The 25,629-nt window shown below is 56.7% G+C and carries 23 protein-coding genes; 13 read left to right on the forward strand and 10 right to left on the reverse strand.

From position 1 onward, the window contains the following. The first annotated feature begins 106 nt into the window (after positions 1–106). On the forward strand, positions 107–766 hold the full coding sequence (locus B347_RS0122500; RefSeq protein WP_019411953.1) for a YciC family protein: 660 nt from the start codon (positions 107–109) through the stop codon (positions 764–766). Between the two features lie 92 nt (positions 767–858). Further along, complete coding sequence (locus B347_RS0122505) at positions 859–1,941, forward strand: endonuclease/exonuclease/phosphatase family protein (RefSeq protein ID WP_019411954.1); 1,083 nt, start codon at positions 859–861, stop codon at positions 1,939–1,941. A 150-nt stretch (positions 1,942–2,091) separates the two neighbouring features. On the opposite strand, the gene hrpB is transcribed toward B347_RS0122505, so the two are convergent. Further along, positions 2,092–4,626 (reverse strand): ATP-dependent helicase HrpB, encoded by a 2,535-nt coding sequence (hrpB, locus tag B347_RS0122510; protein ID WP_019411955.1) that lies wholly within the window; start codon positions 4,624–4,626, stop codon positions 2,092–2,094. Positions 4,627–4,716: 90 nt separating this feature from the next. Between hrpB and B347_RS0122515 the strand changes: the two genes are divergently transcribed. Together B347_RS0122515 and B347_RS0122520 are read left to right on the forward strand one after the other, a co-directional pair. After that, positions 4,717–5,136 carry a hypothetical protein gene (locus tag B347_RS0122515; protein ID WP_019411956.1) on the forward strand — a complete coding sequence of 140 codons (420 nt, stop codon included), beginning with the start codon at positions 4,717–4,719 and terminating at the stop codon, positions 5,134–5,136. 12 nt (positions 5,137–5,148) lie between these two features. After that, on the forward strand, positions 5,149–6,054 hold the full coding sequence (locus B347_RS0122520) for a cation diffusion facilitator family transporter (protein ID WP_019411957.1): 906 nt from the start codon (positions 5,149–5,151) through the stop codon (positions 6,052–6,054). Positions 6,055–6,110: 56 nt separating this feature from the next. Here the strand turns inward: B347_RS0122520 and B347_RS0122525 are convergent, their stop codons facing one another. The 4 genes from B347_RS0122525 to B347_RS25640 form a co-directional block, all read right to left on the reverse strand. Further along, complete coding sequence (locus B347_RS0122525; RefSeq protein ID WP_019411958.1) at positions 6,111–7,202, reverse strand: DUF6515 family protein; 1,092 nt, start codon at positions 7,200–7,202, stop codon at positions 6,111–6,113. Positions 7,203–7,479: 277 nt separating this feature from the next. Further along, a complete protein-coding gene (locus B347_RS27100) occupies positions 7,480–7,554 on the reverse strand; it encodes a hypothetical protein (protein WP_337459912.1) in 75 nt (24 codons plus the stop codon). A gap of 117 nt (positions 7,555–7,671) precedes the next feature. Further along, on the reverse strand, positions 7,672–7,935 hold the full coding sequence (locus B347_RS26200) for a bacteriocin immunity protein (protein ID WP_081498338.1): 264 nt from the start codon (positions 7,933–7,935) through the stop codon (positions 7,672–7,674). A gap of 4 nt (positions 7,936–7,939) precedes the next feature. After that, positions 7,940–10,273, reverse strand: a complete 2,334-nt coding sequence (locus B347_RS25640; RefSeq protein ID WP_237719154.1) for an S-type pyocin domain-containing protein — start codon at positions 10,271–10,273, stop codon at positions 7,940–7,942. Between the two features lie 855 nt (positions 10,274–11,128). On the opposite strand from B347_RS25640, the gene B347_RS0122535 reads away from it, so the two are divergent. After that, positions 11,129–11,626 (forward strand): Lrp/AsnC family transcriptional regulator, encoded by a 498-nt coding sequence (locus tag B347_RS0122535; protein WP_019411960.1) that lies wholly within the window; start codon positions 11,129–11,131, stop codon positions 11,624–11,626. Between the two features lie 87 nt (positions 11,627–11,713). Further along, on the forward strand, positions 11,714–11,923 hold the full coding sequence (locus B347_RS0122540; RefSeq protein ID WP_019411961.1) for a DUF2788 domain-containing protein: 210 nt from the start codon (positions 11,714–11,716) through the stop codon (positions 11,921–11,923). On the opposite strand, the gene B347_RS0122545 is transcribed toward B347_RS0122540, so the two are convergent. The 4 genes from B347_RS0122545 to B347_RS0122560 form a co-directional block, all read right to left on the reverse strand. Next, complete coding sequence (locus tag B347_RS0122545; protein ID WP_192812407.1) at positions 11,918–12,484, reverse strand: pseudouridine synthase; 567 nt, start codon at positions 12,482–12,484, stop codon at positions 11,918–11,920. The two genes, B347_RS0122540 and B347_RS0122545, sit on opposite strands and share 6 nt — an antisense overlap. Before the next feature lie 143 nt (positions 12,485–12,627). Then, on the reverse strand, positions 12,628–14,100 hold the full coding sequence (amn, locus tag B347_RS0122550) for an AMP nucleosidase (RefSeq protein WP_019411963.1): 1,473 nt from the start codon (positions 14,098–14,100) through the stop codon (positions 12,628–12,630). A 90-nt stretch (positions 14,101–14,190) separates the two neighbouring features. Next, the gene (locus B347_RS0122555; RefSeq protein ID WP_019411964.1) at positions 14,191–15,840 is read right to left on the reverse strand and encodes an acyl-CoA dehydrogenase family protein; all 1,650 of its coding nucleotides are present in this window, start codon (positions 15,838–15,840) and stop codon (positions 14,191–14,193) included. 96 nt (positions 15,841–15,936) lie between these two features. Then, positions 15,937–18,285 (reverse strand): hybrid sensor histidine kinase/response regulator, encoded by a 2,349-nt coding sequence (locus B347_RS0122560; protein WP_019411965.1) that lies wholly within the window; start codon positions 18,283–18,285, stop codon positions 15,937–15,939. A gap of 288 nt (positions 18,286–18,573) precedes the next feature. Between B347_RS0122560 and B347_RS0122565 the strand changes: the two genes are divergently transcribed. From B347_RS0122565 to B347_RS0122580, 4 genes are all read left to right on the forward strand, one after another. Then, entirely contained in the window at positions 18,574–19,371 is a 798-nt protein-coding gene (locus tag B347_RS0122565) for a hydroxymethylpyrimidine/phosphomethylpyrimidine kinase (protein WP_026014362.1), read from the forward strand. 17 nt (positions 19,372–19,388) lie between these two features. After that, the gene (thiE, locus tag B347_RS0122570; RefSeq protein WP_019411967.1) at positions 19,389–20,012 is read left to right on the forward strand and encodes a thiamine phosphate synthase; all 624 of its coding nucleotides are present in this window, start codon (positions 19,389–19,391) and stop codon (positions 20,010–20,012) included. 31 nt (positions 20,013–20,043) lie between these two features. Further along, a complete protein-coding gene (gene hemL, locus B347_RS0122575) occupies positions 20,044–21,327 on the forward strand; it encodes a glutamate-1-semialdehyde 2,1-aminomutase (protein WP_019411968.1) in 1,284 nt (427 codons plus the stop codon). A 225-nt stretch (positions 21,328–21,552) separates the two neighbouring features. Further along, entirely contained in the window at positions 21,553–22,101 is a 549-nt protein-coding gene (locus B347_RS0122580; protein ID WP_019411969.1) for a tetratricopeptide repeat protein, read from the forward strand. Between the two features lie 53 nt (positions 22,102–22,154). Here the strand turns inward: B347_RS0122580 and B347_RS0122585 are convergent, their stop codons facing one another. After that, entirely contained in the window at positions 22,155–22,481 is a 327-nt protein-coding gene (locus B347_RS0122585; protein WP_019411970.1) for a DUF1820 family protein, read from the reverse strand. Between the two features lie 131 nt (positions 22,482–22,612). Between B347_RS0122585 and miaB the strand changes: the two genes are divergently transcribed. The 3 genes from miaB (at position 22,613) to ybeY (ending at position 25,618) form a co-directional block, all read left to right on the forward strand. Continuing rightward, complete coding sequence (gene miaB, locus B347_RS0122590; RefSeq protein WP_019411971.1) at positions 22,613–23,941, forward strand: tRNA (N6-isopentenyl adenosine(37)-C2)-methylthiotransferase MiaB; 1,329 nt, start codon at positions 22,613–22,615, stop codon at positions 23,939–23,941. Positions 23,942–24,144: 203 nt separating this feature from the next. Further along, complete coding sequence (locus B347_RS0122595) at positions 24,145–25,164, forward strand: PhoH family protein (protein WP_019411972.1); 1,020 nt, start codon at positions 24,145–24,147, stop codon at positions 25,162–25,164. Beyond that, the gene (ybeY, locus tag B347_RS0122600) at positions 25,157–25,618 is read left to right on the forward strand and encodes an rRNA maturation RNase YbeY (RefSeq protein WP_019411973.1); all 462 of its coding nucleotides are present in this window, start codon (positions 25,157–25,159) and stop codon (positions 25,616–25,618) included. The genes B347_RS0122595 and ybeY overlap by 8 nt, the downstream gene beginning before the upstream one ends. Positions 25,619–25,629 lie beyond the last annotated feature (11 nt).

The raw sequence follows: 25,629 nt of genomic DNA on the forward strand, positions 1-25,629 counted from the left end.
ACGTTACGAGAAGTTTCAACAGACCTTACCGATCGTTTACATTTGCTAAGCATCGCGTGTCATCGGTTAAAGTGGCGCACCGCTTTTTGACTGCTGATACCCAACAATGAATCCGCTCACCGTTCTTCGTGACTCTTTGTATTTTTTCCGGCTCAACTTGGGCCAGATCATAACGCTGTGCTTGCCGCTGGTGATTCTTGAAGCCGTGTTGCAGCACGTTGTCGACAGTGCTGTGGGGCCTGATGCCTCACAAGGTTATGACCTGATTGTGGGTTTACTGGTGTATCCGTTGTACACCGGGGCATTGATTTTGTTTCTTGATGCCCGCAGCCGTGGCGAAAGCCCAGCCAACAGTGAGGTACTGGCGCGCGCACTCCGCCTGTGGCCCACATTCGCCTTGCTCGCGGCCATTAGCACGTTACTGATTGTGCTGGGACTTTCGATGTTCATTATTCCGGGTATTTATCTGACGGTGGTGCTCGCATTTTCTGAATACAACTTGGTACTGCGCCGCCAGCCGCCGCTCATGGCGATCAAATCGAGCATGGCGATGAGCAGAGGCCATTTCTGGCGAATTTTTGTCTGCATCTTGGCCGTCATGGGACCACTGATGGTGCTCAAGGAATTGAGCTTATCGCTGACGTCCAAAGACGAGAGCGCAGTGATATCCATCGCACTAGAGAGCGCCAACAGTTTTCTGCAGTTGTTTCTCTCTGTCGTCCTATTCCGACTCTTTATGTTGATTAACGAGAAGTCCGACTCATAACTGGGAAAAGTTCCTACTCGGAGAGCCTTGGGGTGCCGTGCTGCCGTCAGGTATGCTCGGCAACTCCTTACCCCCCCTCATAAGCTGAGCCCATGTCACGTATTCTGCGCCCCACTGTATTAGGTTTGCTGATGATCTCGGCGGTTGTGGCGGGCTTGATTCTCAGCATTACCTGGCGCCCGGAGCCCAAAGAGGTATTGGCCGTCAGTTGCCCGGTCGCGGCTCCCACACTGGTGGCGGGGCAAGCGATCAAAATCATGACGTGGAACGTGCAATACCTGGCCGGCAAGCGCTATGTGTTCTGGTACAACCTGATTGATGGCAGCGGCCCGGATGACCGTCCAACCCGTGAAGACATGGCATTCAGCCTGGACGAAGTGGCGCGGGTGATTCGCGATGAGCAGCCTGATTTATTGCTACTGCAAGACCTCGATGAAGAGGCCAAGTCCAGCGACTATCAAAACCAACTGGCGTTATTGCAAGAGCGTCTGGTCGACCTTTATCCCTGCAGCACCGAGGCCTTCACCTGGAAATCCGACTTCGTCCCAGACCGCCATATAGTGGGCAGCGTGGGCCGCAAGATTGTCACCCTCAGCCGTTTTCAGATCGAGCATGCCGAGCGTCTGCAACTGCCGGTGGCCGAAAGCAACTTAATCAGCCGTCAGTTCCAACCCAAGCCTGCCATGCTGGTCAGCTACTTGCCACTCAATGATGGTGGGCAACTGGTTGCCATTAACACCCAGCTCGATGCACCGACCCTCAACAACAGCAACCTGCGCCAGCAAATGCAGGCGACCGCTGCCGTGGTCGACAAATATGAAAGCCAAGGCACGCCATGGGTCATTGGCGGCAATTTTAACCTGCTGCCGATTGGCCAGTTTTTGCGCTTACCGGCAGCGTTGCGAGTGGGTTATTCGCGGGACAGTGAGCTGCATTTGCTGTGGGAGAAATACCCAATGATTCCTAGCAACCCAGAAGCGACCGGCATCGACCGCGAACTGTGGCTGACCCACGTCCCGAACGGTGCAAACGCCGAAGGCCCTGATCGCACCCTCGACTACCTGTTCTACAGCCCTAAACTGCAACGCGTTGAAGGCTATGTACGCCAGGAAGACACACAGGCCATTTCTGACCACCTGCCTGTTGTCGGACGGTTCTTGCTACCGGCACCGTAGCAGTTGCCGAGCTGCGCGAGGCTACGTCCGGCTGCGCAGCAGTCGTAAATAGGCTATCGCCGTCCCTCATTCAAAACGGGCTCTCAGCAATCAGACGTAGCCTCGCGCAGCTCGGCAACTGCTACAGGGTGTCGTGCCAGCCCCAATACCTCAGGTCTTACGCGGTTTGATGCGTGCTGTGGCTTCGGCCACCAGCGGGTCGTCGGGCCAATAGTGTTTGGGGTAACGCCCTTTCAAGTCCTTCTTCACCTCGGCATAGGTGCTGCGCCAAAAGTTGGCCAAGTCTTGCGTCACTTGCACGGGCCGTCGGGCGGGCGACAGTAGGTGCAGTTTGACCACTTGCCGCCCACCCGCAATACGTGGGGTATCGGCCAGGCCGAACAGTTCTTGCAGGCGCACCGCAAGGATCGGCGGTTGCTCACTGTAGTCCAGCCGTACCGAAGAGCCCGACGGCACTTTGATGTGCTGCGGCGCCAGTTCATCAAGGCGTTGGGGCAAGGGCCATTTCAGCACGTTATGCACAATGCTCGACAGGTCGAGGTTGGCAAAATGGCTGAGCCGCGAAACACGCCCCAGGTATGGCCCCAGCCAGTCTTCCAACCCTGCCAGCAATGCCGCATCGCTGACGTCCGGCCATTCGCTGTGGTCTTGAGCTTTCACCTCCAGCTGACGCAGCAACGCCACTCGCGCCTGCCACTGACGCAGTTCAGGGGTCCAAGGCAGTAACTCCAGACCTTTGCGCCGCACCAGATTGACCAACGCCTGCGTGCGCGCCGCTTCGTCCAGACCGGTCAGCGGTTCGCGGCTCAGCACCAGCTCACCGACTTTGCGTTGACGCTCAGCACGCAGCACGCCTTCACGCTCGTCCCAATCAAGCTGATCGACGACACTGACGTTCTCACTCAGCACGTCATCCAACAGCGCGGGGTCAAACTCGGCCGCCAAGTAGATGCGCTCTTCGCGCTGGCCTTGCCGGCTGCCCAAATCAGCGATGACCAGCCACGGCTGTTTCATCAACCCATCAACCTCGCTGAATAACGCAGCGCGACCATTCGCAAGCCGGTACTCGGCGCCACCCGGTTTGCGCTGTTGGGCGATGCGGTCGGGATAGGCCAATGCCAGCAACGCGCCCAGCCAGCGCGGATGATCAGGGTCAGCCACCGCGTGGGACGCCTTGCCACGCAAGTACCCCTTATATTGCCGAGCCAGTTGTTTAGCGCGTTGCACCCCGCCTTGCTCGCCACGAGCCGCGCGGCTTTCCCCCGAGAGCAAGGCCAGGCGACTGTGCACATCAGCCCCGGCACCGCGCAAAATATCGCGTTCGCCAAGCAGCGCAGCCACGTCACAAGCCATGTCTGCCAGACCCAGATCGTGGCCGCGCAGCAGCAGATGAGCAATGCGCGGATGCGCGGGCAGTTGCGCCATGGCTTCGCCGTGGGGTGTGAGTTTCCAGTCCTGCCCAGCCTGTGCATGCAAAGCGCCCAGCCGCTCCAGTAACTGCTGGGCCTGTGCATAACTCGCGGCAGGCGGCACGTCGAGCCAGATCAATTGCTGAGGCGTGACGCCCCAGCGCGCCAGTTGCAATGCCAACCCGGCCAGATCGGCTTGGAGAATTTCAGCGCTGCCATACGCGGCCAACTGGGCGTGCTGATCTTCGGACCACAACCGATAACACACGCCCGGCTCCAGTCGCCCGGCCCGGCCCGCACGTTGGGTGGCGCTGGCGCGCGAGATGCGCTGGGTATCGAGGCGGGTCATGCCGCTGCCCGGATCGAAACGCGGGACCCGCGCCAAACCGGCGTCAATCACCACGCGAACGCCGTCGATTGTCAGACTGGTTTCGGCAATATTGGTCGCCAGCACCACTTTGCGCGTACCGCTGGGGGCCGGTTCGATGGCCGCACGCTGTGCAGCCAGATCCAACTCGCCATGCAACGGGCAAAGCAGAATGTCGCTGCGTTGGCCCAACGCGTCAGCCAACTGTTGATTGACCCGGCGGATCTCGGCCTGGCCGGGCAAAAACACCAGCAGGCTGCCTGATTGGTCGCTGATTGCATCCAGCACCGTTTGCACCACGCGGGGCTCGATAAATTCGCCCGGCACAAAAGGCCGCCCCCAGCGCATCGCCACCGGGTACATGCGGCCTTCACTGCGCAACACCGGCGCGTCATCAAGCAGGCTGGCCAGCCGGTCACCTTCAAGGGTGGCCGACATCAGCAGGATTTTCAGTGGCTGCTCATCACGAAACAGCTCACGACCATTGAGGCTCAACGCCAACGCAAGATCGGCATCCAGACTACGCTCGTGGAACTCATCGAAAATCAGCAACCCGACGCCTTCCAGGGCAGGGTCTTCTTGGAGGCGGCGAGTCAAAATGCCTTCGGTCACCACTTCAATGCGAGTAGTGGGACCGACCTTGCTGTCGAGGCGAATCCGATAACCGACTGTTTCGCCGACTTTCTCACCCAGTTCGCTGGCCAAACGCTCAGCGGCTGCACGCGCCGCCAGACGCCTGGGTTCAAGCATTACGATGCGTTGACCGGCCAGCCACGGCTCATTTAACAGGGCCAGCGGCACGCGGGTGGTTTTACCGGCGCCGGGCGGTGCTTCGAGCACGGCTTCGTGACGTTCGCGCAAGGCCAGGCGCAACGCAGGTAAAACTTCATCAATCGGCAAAGAAATCATGGTGGCTCCAGAACAGAGCGGCGAGTATAACGGCGAACGGTTGTGCATTAAGCGTGGTCTTAACCCTTCAAGTGTCTTCGAGGTTTCTATATGCGTAAGTTTTCCCGCGTGGTTGGCGGTGTCGTGGTTGCGGCGCTACTCACCCAAATGACTGCCTGCGGCAGTATTTTCTTCCCCGATCGGCGTGGCCAGATCGACGGCAAGATCGATCCCGTGGTGGTGGTACTGGATGCGGTCGGCCTGCTGTTTTATGTCATCCCGGGCTTGATTGCGTTTGGTGTCGACTTTGCCACCGGGGCGATTTATCTACCGCCGGGCAAAACCGCGCAAATCGCTCCCGAAAAACTGCGTGAAGCCATTGGTGCCGACGGCAAGGTGGATAACAGTAAGCTTCAGGCGATTCTTGAAAGTGAGCTAGGTCGCAGCTTCCCGCTGAACGACCCGCGCCTGATCCAGCACAAGGGCAGCACCCAGCAATTGGCGATGTATGGCTTGAAACCCGCAGCCTGATAAGGAATGGCTATGTCCAGCAGCCCGGAACACGCTCGTCTATTACGCCTAGCCACCCGCGCATCGGTCGCGGTGGCCAGCCTGCTGATCATCACCAAAGCCATCGCCTGGTGGCTCAGTGGTTCGATCAGCATGCTCGCCGGGCTGACAGACTCGCTGCTCGATGGCGTGACATCGTTTCTCAACTTGCTGGCGGTGCATTACGCGTTACGCCCGGCGGATGACGATCACCGTTATGGGCACGGCAAGGCCGAGTCGTTGGCGGGCATGGCGCAAGCGCTGTTTATCAGTGTGAGTGCCGTGCTAATTGCCTTTCAGGCCTTCGAACGGCTGAAAAACCCCGAGCCGGTCGGTGCGCCGTGGATCGGGATTGGCGTGATTATTTTTTCGCTGGTCATGACCATGGCACTGCTGACCCTGCAACACCGGGTCATCAAGGCCACGGGTTCGAACGCGGTGCGCGCGGACTCGCTGCACTATCGCTCTGACTTGATGCTCAATGGCAGCATTTTGGTAGCGCTGGTATTGGCCAGCGTGGGCTTCCCGCAACTGGATGCATGGTTTGGTCTGGGGATTGCCGTGTACATTCTGTGGAGCGCAATCCAGATCGCACGTGAGAGTTTCGCTGTGCTGATGGACGAAGAGTTACCCACCGATGTCAGCGAAAACATGCTGGCGTTGGCCTGCGCTGTTCCAGGAGTGTTGGGCGCGCACGATTTGCGCACCCGCATCTCAGGCAACGTCTGGTTTGTACAGTTACACCTTGAGTTACCTGGACAACTCAGCTTGTCCGAGGCCCACACCATCAGCGATAGGGCTGCCGAAGCGATCGAAAAATCCTACCCGAAGGCAGAGGTGCTGGTGCATGCGGATCCTGTCGGATCAGCCGTAAGCAGCAAGCCACAATCGGCAAGTTAAAAGTACTACGCAGACTGCCTTTACTTGTAGCGTGCCGCTTGAAACTTGCAGCTGCTCTACTGCACCTGATAGCCCCGACTGCTCAAGCAGTTACCTTGCGCTTGCCGGTAGGTCTGCACCACTGCCGGTGCAGGCGCGTAGGTGACTTTGGCCGGGTCGAAACCACTTTGGTCCACAGCCCAGCGGTAGCAGTCGTAGCGGTCCTGATCAATCTGCGCTGGGGTTTGACCATTGGCAGGGTAAGCCACGACGTCATAACCATTGCTCACAGGCTGTGGCGCTGGTTGCAGGATAGTGGCCGGAGGCTGCACCACGATGTAATCCTGAGTAGCCGGTTGGTAGGCGTAGTACGCGCCAGCCGCCAGGAACAACAAGGTGCTGCCAACCCAGACTTCTCGCGAAAACTCCGGCAAATAGCCTACGCGAATCCCGTACGGCGGCTGAACCACGATGTAACGCGGGCCTTGTGGGCGATACCAGTAGCCGCCCGAAAAGAAGTAGTTCTGGCCGCGATAAGGTACTTGCCAATGTTGACCTTGGAATCGGTCGACGACATAACCCGGCCGGTATTGCGGGCCAGGCCCCCAGCCATTGCCATGCCCATCTGGACGCCCGGTCCAGCGCACATCATTGGGGTGCGCTGGGCCTGCGGGGTTGAAGCCTGGCCTTGAATTTGAACCACCGCCCTGCTGCCAGTTTTGATTACCGCCCCGGTTAGGGGCCTGGGTTTGTTGAACGGCGTTGGGCCGCGGCTGAATTTGCAGGTTATTGCCCGGTTGAGGCGCAATGGCTTGCGGTGGCCTGCCTTCGAAATGTGGCTGATTACCGGGCTGAGCCGGGTGACCTTGCTGGCCATTGAACTCTTGATGCGGGCGACCTTGCCACTGGCCATTTTGGGGCTGGCCACGGCCCTCGTTGGGCTGGCCGCGCTCAACTCGCGGCTGATTGCCCTGCCCGCCTTCCGGTCGCTCCTGGCTGTGTTCCGGACGCGGCTGATTATTACCGCCTAGTGCTTGCCCTTCGTGCTGCCCACCATTAGGTCGAGCTTCTTGAGCGCCACCCTCCCCTCGCTCATCAGCCAACACCTGGCCGCTGACACTCACACAGAGCAAGCCAACTGTCGCCAAGCGCCAGAGGTGCGATTTCATGATGTTCCTCACTAAGGGGATAGGGCGTAACCATAAGACTGGAAAAGCGGGGGGCGGTTCGACGACAGGCTATCAGTTGCTCAGTTTAATTTTAAGATCGAGTCGCAGACGGCGTTTTTGCACGACGCCGCGCCGTCTTAATTCGACCTCTGGGTGAGGGCATCCGACCTAATGCAGATGCAATCACACTCCATTATCCTGAGTGGGCTTGAGCTTTAATTCCTGAACAAAACGTCTCTCGAAACGACCTAAAGTTCCTAAACTCAACGCCCCGAAGCTAGTCAGCAATCTGCGATGGAATCGGGGCCCCTTCGCCTTGCGATGCTGCGCCTAGCCAGATACCAGTTACTATCGGTCCTGCTCACAAGCATCACATAAGGTAGAGACAAACAATTCCCCCTTGGCCACAACACAAGCCAAATTTAAATCTCAGTCACCACTCGCGGTGACTGAGCATGCGCTTAATCAATCACACGATTTTAAAACCATGTTTACCGTTGGATTCTCGCCACTCTTTAACTTCTTTCACAATCCCTTCGGGGCTATCCTCTCTACCCTCTCTTGGATAATAAATAAGATCAGACCCATCTGGATGCTCCGTCAATCTCTTAAATTCAAAAACAGCAGCAATATGTGATTCCTCAGTTGGATATAACTCATTATTGCAATTATATATATTACTTACAAAATCAAGAAACTCTGCCTCCGTGTAATCAGAAATATTACAAGTCATCTCACTAGCCCTCGCTATGAATTTCAATATGCCGCTTTGGTGTTATTGCAGCCAAGTTATCAACATCATAAACATCACCACCATCAGTAATCCGGCTTTTATGATGAATCTCAATTTTTACGCGCCCACCTGCTTGATCCGACTCTTGTACGTAAGGTGCGTTCCCATTTCTCATTAAAGCCAGACTACCCGGATTGAACTGCCTAACAAGCTCTGAGTCATTAGCCACAGCCTTCCAAAACGCCTCTCGAAACGCCCTAAAGTTCCTAAACTCACGCCCCCGAAGCTGGTCTGCAATCTGCGATGGAATCGGGGCCCCTTCGCCTTGCGATGCTGCACCTAACCAAGTACCCGTCACCACCTGCCCGACACCTGTTGCAACCCCCGAATCCTCGCGACGATCCTTGAACATTACATACAGCGGGGGTAAACCAGAATCCACCGGGAACACGGTAATGAAGTCGTCAAACCCGGCTTCAGCAAGCCCAGGAAAGGTGTCAATTCTTCCTTCAACAGGCGTTACCGTCACCCCCGTGTAGACTGGTGGCGCAGTGGGTTCAGCAGGTGATGTGGTCGAGCTATTGCCTGGGTTAACGATGGGTGTCCATGTCAACGTTCGGGGCGGCACGTCTCCAGTCGTGACGCTGTAAACATTCTGCTCAGCGTTAAAGGTAGCAGCTACTACCTTTACGCTCGACGGTACGACTCTCCCGTCAGTCTTGGCGACGAAGACTTCAGACTGTCCGTCGGCTGCTGTTTTAGAACTGATGCGTACGGGCATATCAACAGAGCCACCCGAAGCGGCAATCGCCCATAAATCCGGCCCATCGTGCGAAACCAAATCCGATAGCGGCGTACTGAAAGCATAACGTTCAGGCAGTTCGCCATTGGCCAGCTTGGACGAATAGACCAAAGCCGACACACCCACAAAAAACCCCGACACCGTGCCCGCCGCCAAGCCGGTTAATGCGGCTATTGAAGAGCGAATAGCCGCTTGTAAAGTCACTGACGCCGCATCAATAACCGCAGCAGTTCCTGCGGAGGTCATAAACAGCGGACTTGTCGCTGATGCAGGACCGGGAGCATGAAACGCATTGGCTATACGGATAGCCTCTGCAGCGCGCACTTGTTCATCGGCCACGCGCTTTGCCTCTGCCTCAGCTGCCTGACGGGCCTGCTCGGCGGCTTCTGCAGCGAGCCGTTGTGCTTGTGCTTCGGCCGCAAGGCGAGCTTGTTCATCTGCTACGCGCCTGGCCTCTGCCTCAGTTGCAAGACGGGCTTGTTCGGCTGCTTCTTCAGCGAGCCGTTGTGCTTGTGCTTCAGCCGCAAGGCGAGCTTGTTCATCTGCTACTCGCTTGGCCTCTGCCTCAACTGCAAGACGGACTTGTTCATCGGCAAGAAGCTTCGCTTCAATCATTTGCTCAGCTTGCTTGGCCCGCTCGGCTAGGGCGCCAAGTGCATTCGCGGTGACTGTCAGATGCCTGGCAGATTCAACCTTAAGTAACGCATCGTGGTAACTCTGCCACTTAGTCCCTATATGAGTATGGGCTTGCAAGTAAACCAGTTCGTGGAGTGCTTCCAGTTCCGGCTTGCTTAACGGTGCTTTGATCTTCGGATTTTCCACGGGAAAGTGGACCGTAACGCCGCCACTACTGAAAGACGGCGGCGCGTAAGCAGGGCTAACAGCAGCCATTTTAGACGCCGCCATATGCTCCAAAGTTACCTTGTAATGCGCCAATGCTTTAGCAGGCGACATACCGTCCATCGAACCCGCTGCCGAAATAAACTCCGAATAGAGGTTTTCCGGCAATTGATGAGCGTGAATATCTCGCTCCTGAATGATGATTTCTAATCGTTTATACGGTGCGGGATTATTGTCAGCCATCTGTGCCCAATCTATTTTTTGCGCCTGTTCTGCAAGTTTCCCGGCAAGAACAGCCATAGAAAGCGAAAGCACCTTAATTTCCATTGCTGATTTATAGACATTATCGAACTGGGCATACAGCCCTGCCAGGGCAACAACAGGGTCGTTAGTCTTAGAGTTTATAAGTTCATGCAATTTCTGACGTGGTAACACCTCCATCAGAAAATAAGGACTCAGTCCATAAAGTCCATAAATATTGGGAGCAACGCTTATATATCTATTTTTCTTCGAACCAATAAGATCTAGCGTGACTTTATGCTCAACAGCAGCGATTTCTAAAGGGGCTGAATTTTTCACACCTTTGGCGACTTGTTTTCCCTCCTCCCACTCACGCAAGGTATCAACGAGAAGCGAATTAAATCGTGCGCTGTACTCACGATCGATCTCTTGTTGACTTCCAACTTGGTCACTCATTAACTCAACTATGACGTTTGGCATTGCGACTTCATGAATACTGCTAAGCCCACCCAGCCCTCTACGCTGGCTATCATTTAGCCCCCAAGGGATTTGATTCGATCCAAATTGAGTCTGAGGCCGTTCATTCACTCTAATTGATATCGGCTCTATCTCATATGAGCTAGGGCCTAATTTTTTTATGAGGCCCCAAATATTTATCTATCTCATTTCCCATAAAAACTTCATCCTTGCCATTCTGATTATTTGAAAACACCTCCTACAACATCCATTAAAAATTAGCTCACATCACCATATTTTACGTAAATTCGACGCATTTTCAGAAATAGAAACAAACATCAAAAGACCGATACTTAAAAATAGAAATACACTTCTTTAAATCATGAAAGATACTTCTTACACAGTACCCACCCATGAGTATTTACTTATGCAGATATAAATTAGAACGCGCTCATCTTGCTGGGTTAAGGAGGGGATTTTTTAACCTTTCGACTAATACGCCGTTTTATCACTGTGTACGTCGACGTATTTCGTACACAAAGGCGTTGCGCGCCCAATAAAAAAGGGCGACCCGTCGGTCGCCCTTTGAATTTTTCCGTCCTGGCTCAACACGTGTGATGTTGGCTCACCTCGCGCCGTCTTCTGGACAGTGCGTAGCCCGGGGGCCGGGGCAACCCTGTTGGGTTGGCGGCCGCGGCTGGCCTGATTTGGCGGGCCGCAGTGGACTCTATGTCCGGGCAGTGATTCTGGTGTTAAGAATAGGCCTGTGGTCGCGACACAGGATTGCGAAGATTGCTGAATAAAATATGACTTGCGCAATTTTTGCCTTCAGATGGATACTTTCACGCAATAGTTATGACAAAGGGTGTCTTCGTGAGCAAACTCGACCGGTATGACCTGAGCATTTTGGCGGAATTACAACGTGATGCGCGCATTTCCAATCAGGAATTGGCCGAACGTATTGGGCTGTCGCCTTCGCCGTGCTCCAGACGGGTCAAACAACTCGAAGATGACGGCTACATCTCGCGCCAGGTTGCCTTGCTGGACCGAAAGCTACTGGGGTTGAGCCTCACAGCCTACGTGCTAATCGGAATGGACCGGCACACGCCTGAGCGCTTCGAGAACTTTGAGGCCGCGATCCGCAGCCTGCCACAGGTGCTGGAATGCAGCCTGGTGACGGGGATGGACGCCGATTACCAATTGAAGGTCGTCGTGCCCGACATGGATCACTATCAAAAACTGCTGTTGGGCCATCTGACCCGTATCGACGGTGTGACCAGCGTGCGCTCAAGCTTTGTGCTGAACCAAGTGCTAAACAGCACCGAGTTGCCGTTGACGCATTTGCGAACGTAACCCCTGTAGCCGCAGATCAATTTTAACCGCGGCATCCTGGCGTATACTTCAACGGTTTTTTGACCCCGTGGCCGCTGGAGAACACCGATGGATCCTGCCGTACTTGAAGAATGGATGATGACGATTCTAGTCAGCGTCTTGATCTTGTTCATGGGCTTTATCGTCTGGGACCTCGCGAAGAAGTCCAAAGCCGGGCGCTTCGGGTCGATGATTCTATTTTTTGTGCTGGGGCTCGGTGTCGCTGCGTTCATCATCAAAAGTGTGGTGATCGGCCTGATCGAGTCAGGCGCGCTATAGCCGCGCCGGCACTTCTTTGTATTGCCCCTGATCCAGCCCCTCAATACTCCAGTCACCAATGCGCACCCGAACCAGACGCAGGGTCGGCAAGCCTACGGCCGCCGTCATGCGCCGCACCTGACGATTACGCCCTTCGCGAATCACCAACTCAAGCCACGAGGTGGGTACGCTTTTGCGAAACCGTACCGGCGGGTTGCGCGGCCACAACTCGGGCTCTTCCAGGCCGCGTGCTTGCGCGGGAAGGGTTTTGCCGTCATTCAATTGCACGCCATCACGTAACTGCTGCAACTGCTCGGGTGTTGGCTCGCCTTCCACTTGCACCCAGTAGGTTTTGGGGAGTTTGTGTTTAGGGTCGGCAATCCGCGCCTGTAACTGGCCGTCATTGGTCAGCAGCAACAAGCCTTCACTGTCGCGGTCCAGACGCCCGGCGGGGTAAATGCCGGGGATGGGGATAAAGTCCTTGAGCGTCGCCCGCCCGCCTTCGTCACTGAACTGGGTCAGTACATCGAACGGTTTATTGAACACGTACAACTTGGGATCGGACGGCGGGGCCTTGGCCACACGGCGATTGGCAGCACCGGTGCTGGTACTTTTAGGCGCCGGACGGCGTGGGGCGGGACGAGCAGGACGTGACATGACAAAAAGGACATCTAGCGATCAGGACTGGTAATGCTAGTGCCCTGATCGCTAAATGACCACTTGAATCAACGGAACGGCGGCTCGTCAAAGCTGCGCAGTTTGCGTGAGTGCAGCGAATTGAGCTGGCTGCGCATCAAGTCCACGGCCGCAATGCCGATTTTCAGATGCTGGCTAACGGCCCGTTCATAGAACGCGTTGGCCGAGCCCGGCAGCTTGATTTCACTGTGCAGGGGTTTGTCCGAGACGCACAGCAAGGTGCCGTACGGAACGCGGAGACGATAACCTTGTGCCGCGATGGTGCCGCTCTCCATGTCCACGGCCACCGCGCGAGACAGGTTGATCAGCGGACGCTCTTGCGCCCAACGCAGCTCCCAGTTGCGGTCGTCGTAGGTCAGGACAGTACCGGTACGCAGGCGTTTTTTGAGTTCGTCGCCACGCTCACCAGTGACTTGGGCCGCCGCTTCCTGCAACGCCAATTGCACTTCGGCCAAGGCCGGGATCGGGATATTGGGCGGCACGACCCGGTCGAGAATCCCGTCACGGCGCATGTAAGCGTGTGCCAACACGTAGTCGCCAATGGTCTGCGATTGGCGCAAGCCGCCGCAGTGACCAATCATCAGCCAGCAATGCGGGCGCAGCACCGCCAGATGGTCCGTGATGTTTTTAGCGTTGGATGGGCCTACGCCTATATTGACCAGCGTGACGCCGTGGCCGTCGTTGGCCTGCAAGTGATAGGCCGGCATCTGGTAGCGGTGCCACACCACGCCTGCGGCAATGGCCTGGGCTTCACCGTAGTCCATGGACTTTTCGATGATCACGTTGCCAGGCATCACCATGCGCACAAAGCGCGGGTTATCGCGCAGTTGCTCAAGGCCATGCAGGATGAACTGGTCGACGTAGCGATGGTAGTTGGTCAGCAGAATCCAAGGCTGTACGTGGCGCCAGTCGCTGCCGGTGTAGTGCACCAGACGACGTAGCGAGAAGTCGACGCGGGCGGCGTCAAACAGCGCGAGTGGCAGCGGATCGGTGTTTTCCCAATCGTAAAGACCATCAGCGATGCCATCGGTGGCCGCCGACAGATCCGTACTTGGAAACACGCGAGCTAAGGCGGCAGCGGTCACGCCGGAACCGGCGAGTTCATCGCCCTGCTCGACCACATACGGATACGGAATGTCTTGTTGGCTGACCCCGACTTCAACCTCTACCGTGAAGTCACGCATCAACGGCACTAACTGTTCCAGCAAATAGTTACGGAACGAGGCCGGATGAGTGACGGTGACGCTGTAGGTGCCTGGCAGTTGCACCTTGGCATACGCACGCGTTGTGGTTGGGACTTCACCGTTAATGCGGTAGGTCAAGCGCAATTCCGGGTAGCGAAACAGTGCACGTTCTTCTGGAGTGGGCTCAACCCGATCCTTCAGGTAGCGCTTGAGAGCCTGGCTCAATGCCGTGGTGGCGCGTTCATGCAGGGCAGCGAGACGATCGACAGCCTCGGCTGCGGTTGAAACGACAATAAAAGCTTCGGTCACGGTAAGCATCCTGTCTTCTGAACTGGCAGGCCTTTATCTTGCCTGCATCGATGGGCAAAGCATACCGGGCGCACCACAAAACCCCGTAGTAGGGAATGTTCAGAGAATCTGCGGGGTTGAGCGCTCAACGATGGCTGCCACATTCAAGCCGCGTGGCAAGTTGCCGTAGGCCCGGCTGCTGCCATGTAGCCGACTGGCTATAAAGGCGTCGCTCACGTCGCTGTTACCCGCCTCCAACAGCAGTTTTGCCTGTAGGCCCAAGGCAATATCTTCGGTCAGTTGCCGCGCCCGGTATTGGATGTCGTCGGTGTCTTTAAAGGCCTTTTTCAACTGCCTTATGTGCTGTGCCAATCGCACATCGCCATGCCCGTCACCCAGCTCGGAAAACAGTGCATCGAGCACCCCAGGCTCTTTGGACAATGCGCGCAAAACGTCCAGGCATTGGACATTGCCGGAGCCTTCCCAGGTGGAGTTGACCGGCGCTTCGCGATAAAGGCGCGGCAAGATGCTGTCTTCAACATACCCCGCGCCGCCCATGCATTCGGCCGCCTCGTTAATCATTGCGGGGGCCCGCTTGCAGATCCAGTATTTGCCAACCGCCGTAACCAGCCGTGAGAATTTGGCTTCTTGCGGGTCATCCAGATGGTCCAGCGCACGGCCCATGCGCAGGCTCAATGCCAGTGCCGCTTCGCTTTCCAACGCTAGGTCGGCCAGTACGTTTTGCATCAGGGGGTGTTCGGCCAATACCCGACCGCCTACCAAACGATGGGCACAATGATGACTGGCTTGGGTCAACGCCTGACGCATCAACGCGCTGGAGCCGACCATGCAATCGAAACGGGTCATGGCGACCATTTCGATAATCGTCGGCACGCCGCGCCCTTCTTCGCCAATCATCCAGGCCAATGCGCCACGAAACTCAACTTCACTGGAGGCATTTGAGCTATTGCCCAGTTTGTTTTTAAGACGCTGGATGTAGAACTCGTTGCGACTGCCGTCCGGGCGATGGCGTGGCAGCAGGAAGCACGTCAGGCCTTTGTCGGTTTGTGCCAAGGTCAGGAAGCCGTCGCACATGGGCGCCGAGCAAAACCATTTATGCCCCAACAATTCGTAAGCTTGCCCAGGCCCACCCGCGCCTACCGGATAAGCCCGCGTGGTATTGGCGCGCACGTCGGTGCCGCCCTGTTTTTCGGTCATGGCCATGCCCAGGGTCACACCCGCCTTTTGACTGATGTCGACGTTACGCGAATCGTATTCAGTGGCCAGTACTTTGGGCAGCCAAATCTCGGCAATATCCGGTTGCAGTCGCAAGGCCGGGACGCTGGCGAAGGTCATGGTCAACGGGCAACCGCTGCCCGCCTCGGCTTGGCTGTGCAGATAGGTCATAGACGCGCGGGCAACATGCGCGCCTGGCTGCGGGTCGGTCCAAGGCAAGGACGGCAAACCGTGCTCAACCGCCGTACGCATCAGTTGGTGATAGGCCGGGTGAAACTCCACCAGATCAATCCGATGGCCAAAACGGTCATGGCTGACAAACAGGGGTTTGTTTTCATTGGCCAGAAAGCCCGCCGCCATCAACGGGCCACCCGCCAGTGCACCGTACTGATCAACCCGCGATTGCGCCCAGCCCGCACCAAAGTGTTGGCTCCAGTGCTGCAATGGTAGATCAATGCGGTAGAGATTGACGCCGTCCAAGGGTGGCGGCTGGTTGGTGACTTGGTGGGTTTCGGCGTATTGATGCAAGTTCATTGCGCGGGCTCCAAGGATCAATCCAATGGACCCAGTGAAGCACGCACAGCCACCATCACAAGTGGCATAAGCGCCTAAACTTCGGCGCTTTTGCCTTTACGAGAGGGTCGACAGGCGCTGTGACAGCGCCTGCCGCAGGTCTTCAATACGCAACGGTTTGATTAAGTAGTCGGTGATTCCATCGACCTGCTCACGCGCCGCTTGAGCCTCGGCTTGGGATTCAAACAGCACCAGCACTGGCAACTGCGAGCACGCGGCCAAGGTCAGCAGTTGAGTGCTCATCGAGGCACCCGTTACCAGAATCAACGGGCAGCACAGCAACACCGCATCCACCCGCTCTTTACGCAAAACGTCAATGGCCGCCAGGCCGTTGTCGACACTGAGTACGCGATACCCCAGTTTGAGCAACATGGCGCGCAGAGGTGCCGCGCTGTCGTCTTCAACGAGCAGCACCGTGCATTCCTCAGGGCTTTTTTGCGGGTGCAACGCAGGTGCAGACGCAGGCGAAACCAACGATTCAAGCTCCAGCGACATCTGGAACTGTGAGCCTTGGCCCGGTTGCGAATGGTGGGTCAAACGCCCACCCAGTAGCTCAACCAAACGCCGGCAAATGGCCAGACCGATGCCCAACCCGCCATAGCTGCGGGTCATGGAACCATCCACTTGGAAGAAGTTTTGATACAACTCGGCTTCCTCCTGATGGACAAAACCAATGCCGCTGTCGATCACATTAAAGGCCAATGCCCATCGCCCATGGCCTGTAGCCTTGCCGGTGACACGTAAAATTACCCCACCTTCATGGGTGAACTTGATGGCGTTGTCCAACAGGCACTCAAGGCACTGACGAATTTTCTCGGCATCTCCATCCCATTGATCGGGAATGTCTTGGGCCACGTCATAGGAAAACGATAATCCTTTGTCCCGCGCCTTCGGCCCAAACTGATTGTTCAGGCCCTTGAGCAGTTCATTCAGGCTAAAAGGCCGTGGATTAGCTTTAAGCCGACCAGCCTGTAACTCTGTCAGGGACAAGATACCGTTGACCATGCCCATCATTTCTCGCGCCGAGCCTTCGGCAGTCTGGGTGTAGAGCTCAAGCTCGGGATTCATGCGCAGGGTTTTGATCAGTTCCAGAGAGCCAATCACGCCGTTCATGGGTGTGCGCAGTTCATGGGTGACCGTCGACAGAAATTCGTCTTTCAACTGGTTAGTACGGGCCAGTTGCTGGTTCATCGCCGCCAATTTTTGCCCGGTCTCTTGTAACGTGCGAGCCTGCAAGTCGCGCATGGCATTGATCCGGTCTGCAAGCGCCAGCGACAGCAGGCCTACCTCGATCGCCGAGCCAATCTGGCTGGCGTACATGGTCAGGAACACATTCGGCAGGTAGCCCAATACCATCAGCGTATTGACCAAGCCTCCGAGTAAAAAAGCCGACCAAGCGATCACAAAATAACGCGCCACCCTTAAACCACGGGCCCAAGCCACCACCCCAGAAACAAAGATGGCAACAATAAACGCCAACGCGAGCCCCGTTGCGAGGCGCAGTGCCACCGCATAGCTGGTGACCAGCGACAGCACCATCACCAGTACGCCAACGCCCATCAGGAACATCAATATGCGGTCGAGCCAGCGGCTGTGGGAGGCGGTGTGTAAAAAGGAGCGCGCAAACTGGCAACCGAAAAACGCGGCAGAACCGATCAAGAACGGGGTAGCAGCGTTGGCCCACCACGGGTTGTTCGGCCAGAAATACTGCACAGCGGCGCCATTGACCGAGAGCTGGTACAGACCGAACGAGCCAATATAGAAGATGTAATAGAGGTAGCTGGTGTCGCGCACGCTGATATAGATAAACAGGTTGTACACCAGCATGCCCAGTAGCACGCCGTAAATCAGGCCCAGGATGTAGATTCGTATCGGCTGTTCTTCGAGGTATGACTGCGCAGACCACAGAGTTAGCGGGGCCTGAATCGAGCCTTGGCTGGCCAAACGCAAGTACACGGTCCGGCTTTGCCCAGGGCTGAAGTTGAGTTCAAACAGGTAATTGTTTTCTTTGATCTGGCGACTGTTAAAGGGCAGCGCATCGCCGGTTCGTTCAACTAGGTGGTAGTTGCCTGCGGCATCGGCCAAGTACAAATCAATGTTATCGAGCGGCGGATAAGCCAGCTCCAGCAACCAAGTGCGCTGGGTTTGCGGATTTTTGGGCTGGTAGCGTAAATCGACTTTCAGCCAAAAGACCGAGTGCGAATAGCCCGCGTTGAGCGTGGCTTTGTCGTGAGCTTTAAACAGGCCATCGTGTGCAGTGACATCGCTCAGCGTCGCCAAGCCTTGTATATCCTCGAAGACCTGCATCACTTGGCCCAGGGGCAGGCTCTGTGTGGTTTCGTCGAACTCAACTGCGCTGACCAGCATCGGTAGCCAGCCCAATAACATGATCACCAAATAGCGCATACAGCCCCAGCGTGGCGCATCCGCAAACGTGCACAATCCCCCATTCTTTTCGAGACTACGTTCACCGGCTGACCTGTTATTAATTGGGGGCCAACTTTAGCATAGCCACTAAGGGCAAATACACACCCCATACACAATCAAAGAGAAGGCTCTAAAACGGGCATCTCAGAGCATTTATGTCAGATTTTACGCACTCGTTTGCAGGACAATTAAAGACTGATAGGCGACCGATCATTCAACGCGGAGCAAGGCGCCGCAAAAAAGCGTTTGGTGGTAAGCTCGCGCACCATGAATATCTACAGTTCTCGCCCCGTTGTCCTCTGTCTCTCCGGCCATGACCCCAGTGGGGGTGCCGGCTTGCAGGCAGATATTGAAGCCCTGCTGGCTCAAGGCTGCCACGCCGCTCCTGTGGTAACAGCCCTGACGGTGCAGAACACCGTGAATGTCAGCGATTTCCGCGTGCTGGATCGAGAGTGGGTGCTGGCGCAAGCCAATGCCGTGCTCAGCGACTCCACGGTGGCGGCCGTCAAGTTGGGCATGCTCGGCTCACTGGAAATGGTCGACACCGTGGTCGAACTGCTTCAAGCCCACCCGCATCTGCCGATGGTCTGCGACCCGGTGTTGCGCGCAGGGGGTGGCGGGCGACTGGGCAAAGACGAAGTCGGCTACGCGATGCGCGAGCGCTTGCTGCCGCTGGCGGTCATTGCCACCCCGAACCTACCTGAGGCCCGCATTCTGGCCGAACTGCCTGAAGGCAGCGCCGATGAATGCGCCGAAAAACTCCTGCCTTTTTGCAAACACCTGCTCATCACCGGCGGACACGGCGATGAACACGAAGTCCATAACCGCTTGTACAGCCGCGACGGCAGCCGTCACACCTTCACCTGTTACCGCCTGCCGGGCAGCTATCATGGCTCGGGCTGCACCTTGGCCAGTACCTTGGCCGGGCGCTTGGCGATTGGCGAAAACCTGGTCAGCGCGGTAGAGACCGCACTCAATTACACGTGGCGCACCCTGCGTGATGCAGAGCAACTGGGCCAAGGCCAATTTGTGCCTCGCCGTTTGCCGCTGGACTTTTGTTCGTAACGAATGAGGCTCGACCAATGAAGCTGCGTGGTCTTTACGCAATCACTGATAGCCAGCTGCTAGCCGGCAAATTTTTGCAGTATGTCGAGGCGGCGCTGGATGGCGGCCTGACCCTGTTGCAATACCGCGACAAGAGCAACGACGAAAACCGCCGCCTGCGCGAAGCTGAAACGTTGAAGACGTTATGCGACCGTTATAAAGCTCACTTGATCATCAATGATGACGCTGAGTTGGCAGCACGCCTGGGCGTAGGGGTGCATCTAGGCCAAACCGACGGCCCACTGACTCCGGCGCGGGCACTTCTTGGTCGACAAGCCATTATTGGTTCAACCTGCCACGACCAAATCGACCTGGCGGAGCAGGCAGCCAAAGAAGGTGCAACGTATGTAGCCTTTGGCCGCTTTTTCACCTCCAGCACCAAACCTGGTGCAGCCCCGGCGGCTCTGGATGTGATTGATCAGGCGCGCACCCGGCTTAACCTGCCCATTTGCGTGATAGGCGGCATTACCCTGGATAACGCTGCGCCGCTGGTCGAGCGCGGGGCTGATTTGCTGGCGGTAGTGCACGGCCTATTTGGCGCTGACAGCACTCAAGAAGTGACTCGACGCGCCCGTGCGTTCAACGCCCTGCTGTCTATTTAAATACCGAATACTGATTCAGAGAGAGCCCATCATGTCTCGTTCCGAAACCCTGTTTGCCAATGCCCAAAAACACATCCCCGGCGGCGTGAACTCGCCTGTCCGCGCATTCAAGAGCGTAGGCGGCACGCCGTTGTTCTTTAAACATGCCGAAGGCGCCTATGTCACAGACGAAGACGATAAACGTTATGTCGACTACGTGGGTTCATGGGGCCCGATGATTCTGGGCCACAGCCACCCAGAGGTACTGGACGCGGTGCGAGCACAGCTCGAACACGGTTTGTCGTATGGCGCGCCGACCGCCATGGAAACCGAAATGGCCGACCTGGTGTGCTCAATTGTGCCGTCAATGGAAATGGTACGCATGGTGAGTTCCGGCACAGAAGCGACCATGAGCGCCATCCGTCTCGCACGCGGCTTCACTGGCCGCGACAACATTCTTAAGTTCGAAGGCTGCTACCACGGCCACTCTGACAGCCTGCTGGTCAAGGCTGGCTCCGGCGCGCTAACCCAAGGCGTTCCTAGCTCGGGTGGCGTACCTGCCGATTTCGCCAAACACACCCTGACCACTACGTTCAACGACCTCGACGCGGTTGAAAAACTGCTGGCCGAAGTGGGCGACACCGTGGCGTGCATCATCGTCGAGCCGGTCGCCGGCAACATGAACTGCGTTCCGCCTGCTCCGGGCTTTCTGCAAGGCCTGCGCAGCCTGTGCGACACCCATGGCGTGGTACTGATTTTTGACGAAGTGATGACCGGTTTCCGTGTTGCCCTCGGCGGCGCTCAAGCCCACTACGGCGTTACCCCGGACCTGAGCACCTTCGGCAAAATCATCGGCGGCGGCATGCCTGTTGGCTGCTTTGGCGGCAAACGCGAGATCATGCAGCACATCGCCCCGCTGGGCCCGGTCTATCAGGCGGGCACGTTGTCCGGCAACCCTCTGGCCATGGCCGCTGGCCTGACCACCTTGCGCCTTATCAGCCGCCCAGACTTTCATGCTGAGCTGACCGACTACACAACGCGCTTGCTCGAAGGCTTGCAACAGCGTGCGGACGCCGCGGGTATCCCGTTTGTGACCACTCAGGCGGGCGGCATGTTTGGCCTGTATTTCAGCGGTGCTGATGACATCGTGACCTTTGACGACGTGATGGCCAGCGACGCCGACCTGTTTAAACGCTTCTTCCACCTGATGCTGGAAGGCGGCGTTTACTTGGCACCGAGTGCTTTCGAAGCCGGTTTCACGTCAATTGCCCATGGCGAAGCCGAGTTGCAACTGACCCTCGATGCTGCCGAGCGCGCTTTCGCTGCACTGAAGTAATCCTCAGAGCCGATAAGGGGTTAGCCCCTTCTCGGCTTTTTTATGCCCGTTGTACGGTAATTTTTGACGCCACCCGTCCAGAATCGTCTTAAATCAATCGATATGGCGGTCACGCAGCAGAAAAACGAGTAAAGACTTTGTAAGGTTGCCTCCGCTTATTTCATAATGCGCGCCTACTCATCCCTTGGTCGGGTATGCCCGCCTTTCAGAGGTACGTCGATTCCCATGAACCGCACCGGCCGCGCCCTTGCACTGGGCTGCCTGTTGCTCCTACAACCGCTGCTTGCCCAGGCAGGCGGTAACTCGTTGTTGATCCCAGCGATGGGTCGCTGCACCCTCAATACTCAGCCAGAAGACCTTCAGGAGGCACTCGCTGCCTGTGTTGAAGCGGCTAAAGCCGGGGATGCAGAAGCTGAATACGAGTTAGGCGAGTTCTATTACGACGGTAAAAATGCCCCACAAGACCTCAATAAAGCACTGAGCTACTTCGAGCAGGCATCGCTGCAGGGTCACGCCATGGCCCAGTTCAAGCTCGGCACCATGTTCTTCAAGGGCGAAGGTGTGCCGGCCAACAACATTCAGGCGTACATCGTGCTAAAAATGGCCGCGGTCAATGGCGCCGAAGACGCGCTCGACACCGCCGACCTGGTGGCCGAACAAATGCCCCGTGACCAACTCGAAACTGCGACCCAGATCCTGGGTCAGATCTTCCGCAAATACTTGCTCGAATTGCAGTCAGCCGATGGTCGCTCGCCGTTTTCGCCACTGCCTTGAGTCCCTTCTACAGCCCTTCACGCTGACAACTGAAAACGACTGCCTGCGCAGTGTTACTTCTCCGGCATCGGAAACGGAAACGGCATCACGTTGCTAACGCCACGCGCTTCACTGATTTTCGGGGTACCCAGACGTTCGACCTCATCGATACGCACAATCGAATGCATCGGCACAAAGCTGCGCACCACGCCTTCAAATTGGGCTTTGAGCTTTTCTTCGCTCGGGTCGACGACCATTTGCGTGCGCTCACCGAAGACGAATTCCTCGACTTCCAGGAAGCCCCACAGATCACTTTGATAGATCTGCTTGGCGTACATTTCGAACACCTGGCCCTGGTTGAGGAAAATCACCTTGTAGATTGGAGCTTCACGTTTGGTCATGGTGGGCGGGTGACATCTGAGGATATAAAAGAGGGCGCGAACTATAGCATAGCCACTGGACGCTAAGCGCTAGGAACCAACGGCCATGCCCCCTATAATGCGCGGTTCTTTGAACCACTTGATGAACACCCATGGCCAAGAAGCTTTACATCGAAACCCACGGTTGCCAGATGAATGAGTACGACAGCTCGCGCATGGTCGACCTGCTGGGTGAACATCAGGCCCTGGAAGTCACAGCGCGCGCCGAAGACGCTGATGTCATCCTGCTTAATACCTGCTCGATCCGTGAACGTGCCCAAGACCGTGTCTACTCGCAACTGGGCCGCTGGCGTGAACTGAAACTGGCCAACCCCGAAATGGTGATTGCAGTGGGTGGCTGTGTAGCCAGCCAGGAAGGCGCAGCGATCCGCGACCGCGCCCCTTATGTTGATGTGGTATTCGGCCCGCAAACCCTGCACCGCCTGCCTGAAATGATCGACGCCGCACGCATCACCAAGCTGCCGCAGGTTGATGTGTCGTTCCCCGAAATCGAAAAATTTGATCACCTGCCCGAACCGCGTATCGACGGCCCGAGTGCCTACGTGTCGGTGATGGAAGGGTGCAGCAAGTACTGCACGTTCTGTGTGGTGCCTTACACCCGCGGCGAAGAAGTCAGCCGTCCGTTCGACGACGTGCTGGCTGAAGTGATTCATTTGGCTGATAACGGCGTGCGCGAAGTGACGTTGCTGGGGCAGAACGTTAACGGCTACCGCGGCTTGACCGAAGACGGTCGCCTGGCAGACCTGGCCGAATTGATTCGCGTGGTCGCGGCTATCGACGGGATCGAGCGCATCCGCTACACCACGTCGCATCCGCTGGAGTTCTCCGACAGCCTGATCCAAGCACACGCCGACGTGCCTGAGCTGGTGAAGCACCTGCACTTGCCCGTGCAATCGGGTTCGGACCGCATCCTGTCAGCGATGAAGCGCAACCACACCGCCCTGGAATACAAGTCCAAGCTGCGCAAATTGCGCGCGGCGGTGCCGGGCATCTGCATCAGCTCAGACTTCATCGTCGGCTTCCCCGGTGAAACCGAGAAAGACTTCGAACAAACCATGAAGCTGATTGAAGACGTCGGCTTCGACTTCTCCTACTCCTTTGTGTACAGCCAGCGTCCCGGCACCCCTGCCGCCGACTTGGCCGACGACACGCCAGAAGAACGTAAAAAGGAGCGCCTGAACGCGTTGCAGCATCGCCTCAATCAGCAAGGTTTCGAGATCAGCCGACAAATGGTGGGCTCCACTCAGCGGATTCTGGTCACCGATTACTCGAAAAAAGACCCTGGCGAGTTGCAAGGCCGCACCGAAAACAACCGAATTGTAAACTTCCGCTGCGACAATCCGCAGTTGATCGGACAATTTGCCGATGTGCATATCGACGCCGCCCAGCCGCACTCCCTGCGGGGCTCGCTGCTGAATTAACGCGGGCCTGTAGCCGCTGCCGAAGGCTGCGATAAGATCCGAAGGATCTTCAAGCTTTTAGAGCATGCGCCCACTTCGTGAGCGATCGCAGCCTACGGCAGCTGCTACAGGTTTTACGTCGCATCAGTAAGTCCTTTCGCGCATGACCTGCTAGCGTTATCCTTCAATTCATCTCAATTGCCTTAGGGCGGCTAAAAACGACCTTGAACGCACCCATCGAACCACATCGTTTTCTCCTCGAGCCTTTTGAGGCCCGCCGCTTCGCCAATCTGTGCGGACAATTCGACGAGCATTTGCGCCTGATCGAACAACGTCTCACGATCGAAATCCGCAATCGCGGTAATCAATTCGAGCTCATCGGCGACCCAAAACTCACGTCTTCCGCAGAAAACCTGCTGCGTCGCCTGTACCGCGAAACTAAAGCCACCGAGCTTTCGCCGGATCTAGTGCATCTGTTCCTACAGGAATCTGACGTGCAAGATCTCGCAAACAACCCCGTGGCCGAAGCCAGCGTTTCACTGCGCACCAAAAAGGGCATGATTCGCCCTCGCGGCATCAATCAGCAGCGCTACGTGAAGGAAATCCTGGGCAACGATATCAACTTTGGCATTGGCCCAGCGGGTACAGGTAAAACCTACCTGGCCGTGGCCTGCGCAGTTGACGCCTTGGAGCGCGAGCAAATCCGCCGCATCTTGTTGGTGCGTCCAGCCGTTGAAGCGGGTGAAAAGCTCGGCTTCCTGCCAGGTGACCTGTCGCAGAAGATCGACCCGTATCTGCGCCCGCTGTATGACGCGCTGTACGAAATGCTCGGTTTTGAATACGTAGCCAAACTGATCGAACGCCAGATTATTGAAGTGGCACCGCTGGCTTACATGCGCGGCCGCACACTGAACAACAGCTTCATCATTCTCGACGAAAGCCAGAACACCACCGTTGAGCAGATGAAAATGTTCTTGACCCGTATCGGTTTCGGCTCAACTGCCGTGATCACCGGTGACATCACTCAGATCGACCTGCCAAAAGGCACCAAGTCGGGTCTGAATCACGTCATCGAAGTGCTCAAAGATGTGCCGGGCATCAGCTTTACTCACTTCCAGTCCAAGGACGTGGTGCGCCACCCGTTGGTGCAACGCATCGTTGAGGCCTACGGGCGCTACGAACAGGAAGCCGCCGACAAGTTGGCCGCCCTGCCCGCCGCCAAGGACTACCGCCACGATGCTTGAGCTTGACCTGCAACTGGCGACCGAAGCCGCAGCCCCCAGCGAAGCCCAGTTCCGCCAATGGTGCGAGCTGGCGCTGCGCCAGCGCACCGCCGACTCGGAAATGACCATTCGCTTGGTCGACGAGGCCGAAGGCCGTGAGCTTAATCACACTTGGCGCCAAAAAGACTACGCAACCAACGTGCTGTCCTTTCCGGCTGACGTGCCCGACGAGTTTCTCGACATCCCGTTACTGGGCGATCTGGTGATTTGTGTGGCCGTTGTCGAACGCGAAGCCGCTGAGCAAGGCAAGGCGCTTGAGGCCCACTGGGCTCACTTAGTCATGCACGGCTGCTTGCATCTTCTGGGTTACGACCATATAGAAGACGACGAAGCAGAAGAAATGGAAGCACTGGAACGAACGTTGCTTGCAGAACTGGGTCATCCTGATCCGTATGCAGACGACGAAACTGATTAACAACCCACTGA

Source organism: Pseudomonas psychrophila HA-4 (assembly GCF_000282975.1).
GTDB lineage: Bacteria > Pseudomonadota > Gammaproteobacteria > Pseudomonadales > Pseudomonadaceae > Aquipseudomonas > Aquipseudomonas psychrophila_A.

Bases quoted from the DNA above. Each gene is read 5' to 3' on its own strand.
- B347_RS0122500 (WP_019411953.1), top strand. From the start codon at position 107: ATGAATCCGCTCACCGTTCTTCGTGACTCTTTGTATTTTTTCCGGCTC.
- B347_RS0122505 (WP_019411954.1), top strand. From the start codon at position 859: ATGTCACGTATTCTGCGCCCCACTGTATTAGGTTTGCTGATGATCTCG.
- hrpB (WP_019411955.1), bottom strand. From the start codon at position 4,626: ATGATTTCTTTGCCGATTGATGAAGTTTTACCTGCGTTGCGCCTGGCC.
- B347_RS0122515 (WP_019411956.1), top strand. From the start codon at position 4,717: ATGCGTAAGTTTTCCCGCGTGGTTGGCGGTGTCGTGGTTGCGGCGCTA.
- B347_RS0122520 (WP_019411957.1), top strand. From the start codon at position 5,149: ATGTCCAGCAGCCCGGAACACGCTCGTCTATTACGCCTAGCCACCCGC.
- B347_RS0122525 (WP_019411958.1), bottom strand. From the start codon at position 7,202: ATGAAATCGCACCTCTGGCGCTTGGCGACAGTTGGCTTGCTCTGTGTG.
- B347_RS26200 (WP_081498338.1), bottom strand. From the start codon at position 7,935: ATGACTTGTAATATTTCTGATTACACGGAGGCAGAGTTTCTTGATTTT.
- B347_RS25640 (WP_237719154.1), bottom strand. From the start codon at position 10,273: ATGAGTGACCAAGTTGGAAGTCAACAAGAGATCGATCGTGAGTACAGC.
- B347_RS0122535 (WP_019411960.1), top strand. From the start codon at position 11,129: ATGACAAAGGGTGTCTTCGTGAGCAAACTCGACCGGTATGACCTGAGC.
- B347_RS0122540 (WP_019411961.1), top strand. From the start codon at position 11,714: ATGGATCCTGCCGTACTTGAAGAATGGATGATGACGATTCTAGTCAGC.
- amn (WP_019411963.1), bottom strand. From the start codon at position 14,100: ATGCTTACCGTGACCGAAGCTTTTATTGTCGTTTCAACCGCAGCCGAG.
- B347_RS0122555 (WP_019411964.1), bottom strand. From the start codon at position 15,840: ATGAACTTGCATCAATACGCCGAAACCCACCAAGTCACCAACCAGCCG.
- B347_RS0122560 (WP_019411965.1), bottom strand. From the start codon at position 18,285: ATGCGCTATTTGGTGATCATGTTATTGGGCTGGCTACCGATGCTGGTC.
- B347_RS0122565 (WP_026014362.1), top strand. From the start codon at position 18,574: ATGAATATCTACAGTTCTCGCCCCGTTGTCCTCTGTCTCTCCGGCCAT.
- thiE (WP_019411967.1), top strand. From the start codon at position 19,389: ATGAAGCTGCGTGGTCTTTACGCAATCACTGATAGCCAGCTGCTAGCC.
- hemL (WP_019411968.1), top strand. From the start codon at position 20,044: ATGTCTCGTTCCGAAACCCTGTTTGCCAATGCCCAAAAACACATCCCC.
- B347_RS0122580 (WP_019411969.1), top strand. From the start codon at position 21,553: ATGAACCGCACCGGCCGCGCCCTTGCACTGGGCTGCCTGTTGCTCCTA.
- B347_RS0122585 (WP_019411970.1), bottom strand. From the start codon at position 22,481: ATGACCAAACGTGAAGCTCCAATCTACAAGGTGATTTTCCTCAACCAG.
- miaB (WP_019411971.1), top strand. From the start codon at position 22,613: ATGGCCAAGAAGCTTTACATCGAAACCCACGGTTGCCAGATGAATGAG.
- ybeY (WP_019411973.1), top strand. From the start codon at position 25,157: ATGCTTGAGCTTGACCTGCAACTGGCGACCGAAGCCGCAGCCCCCAGC.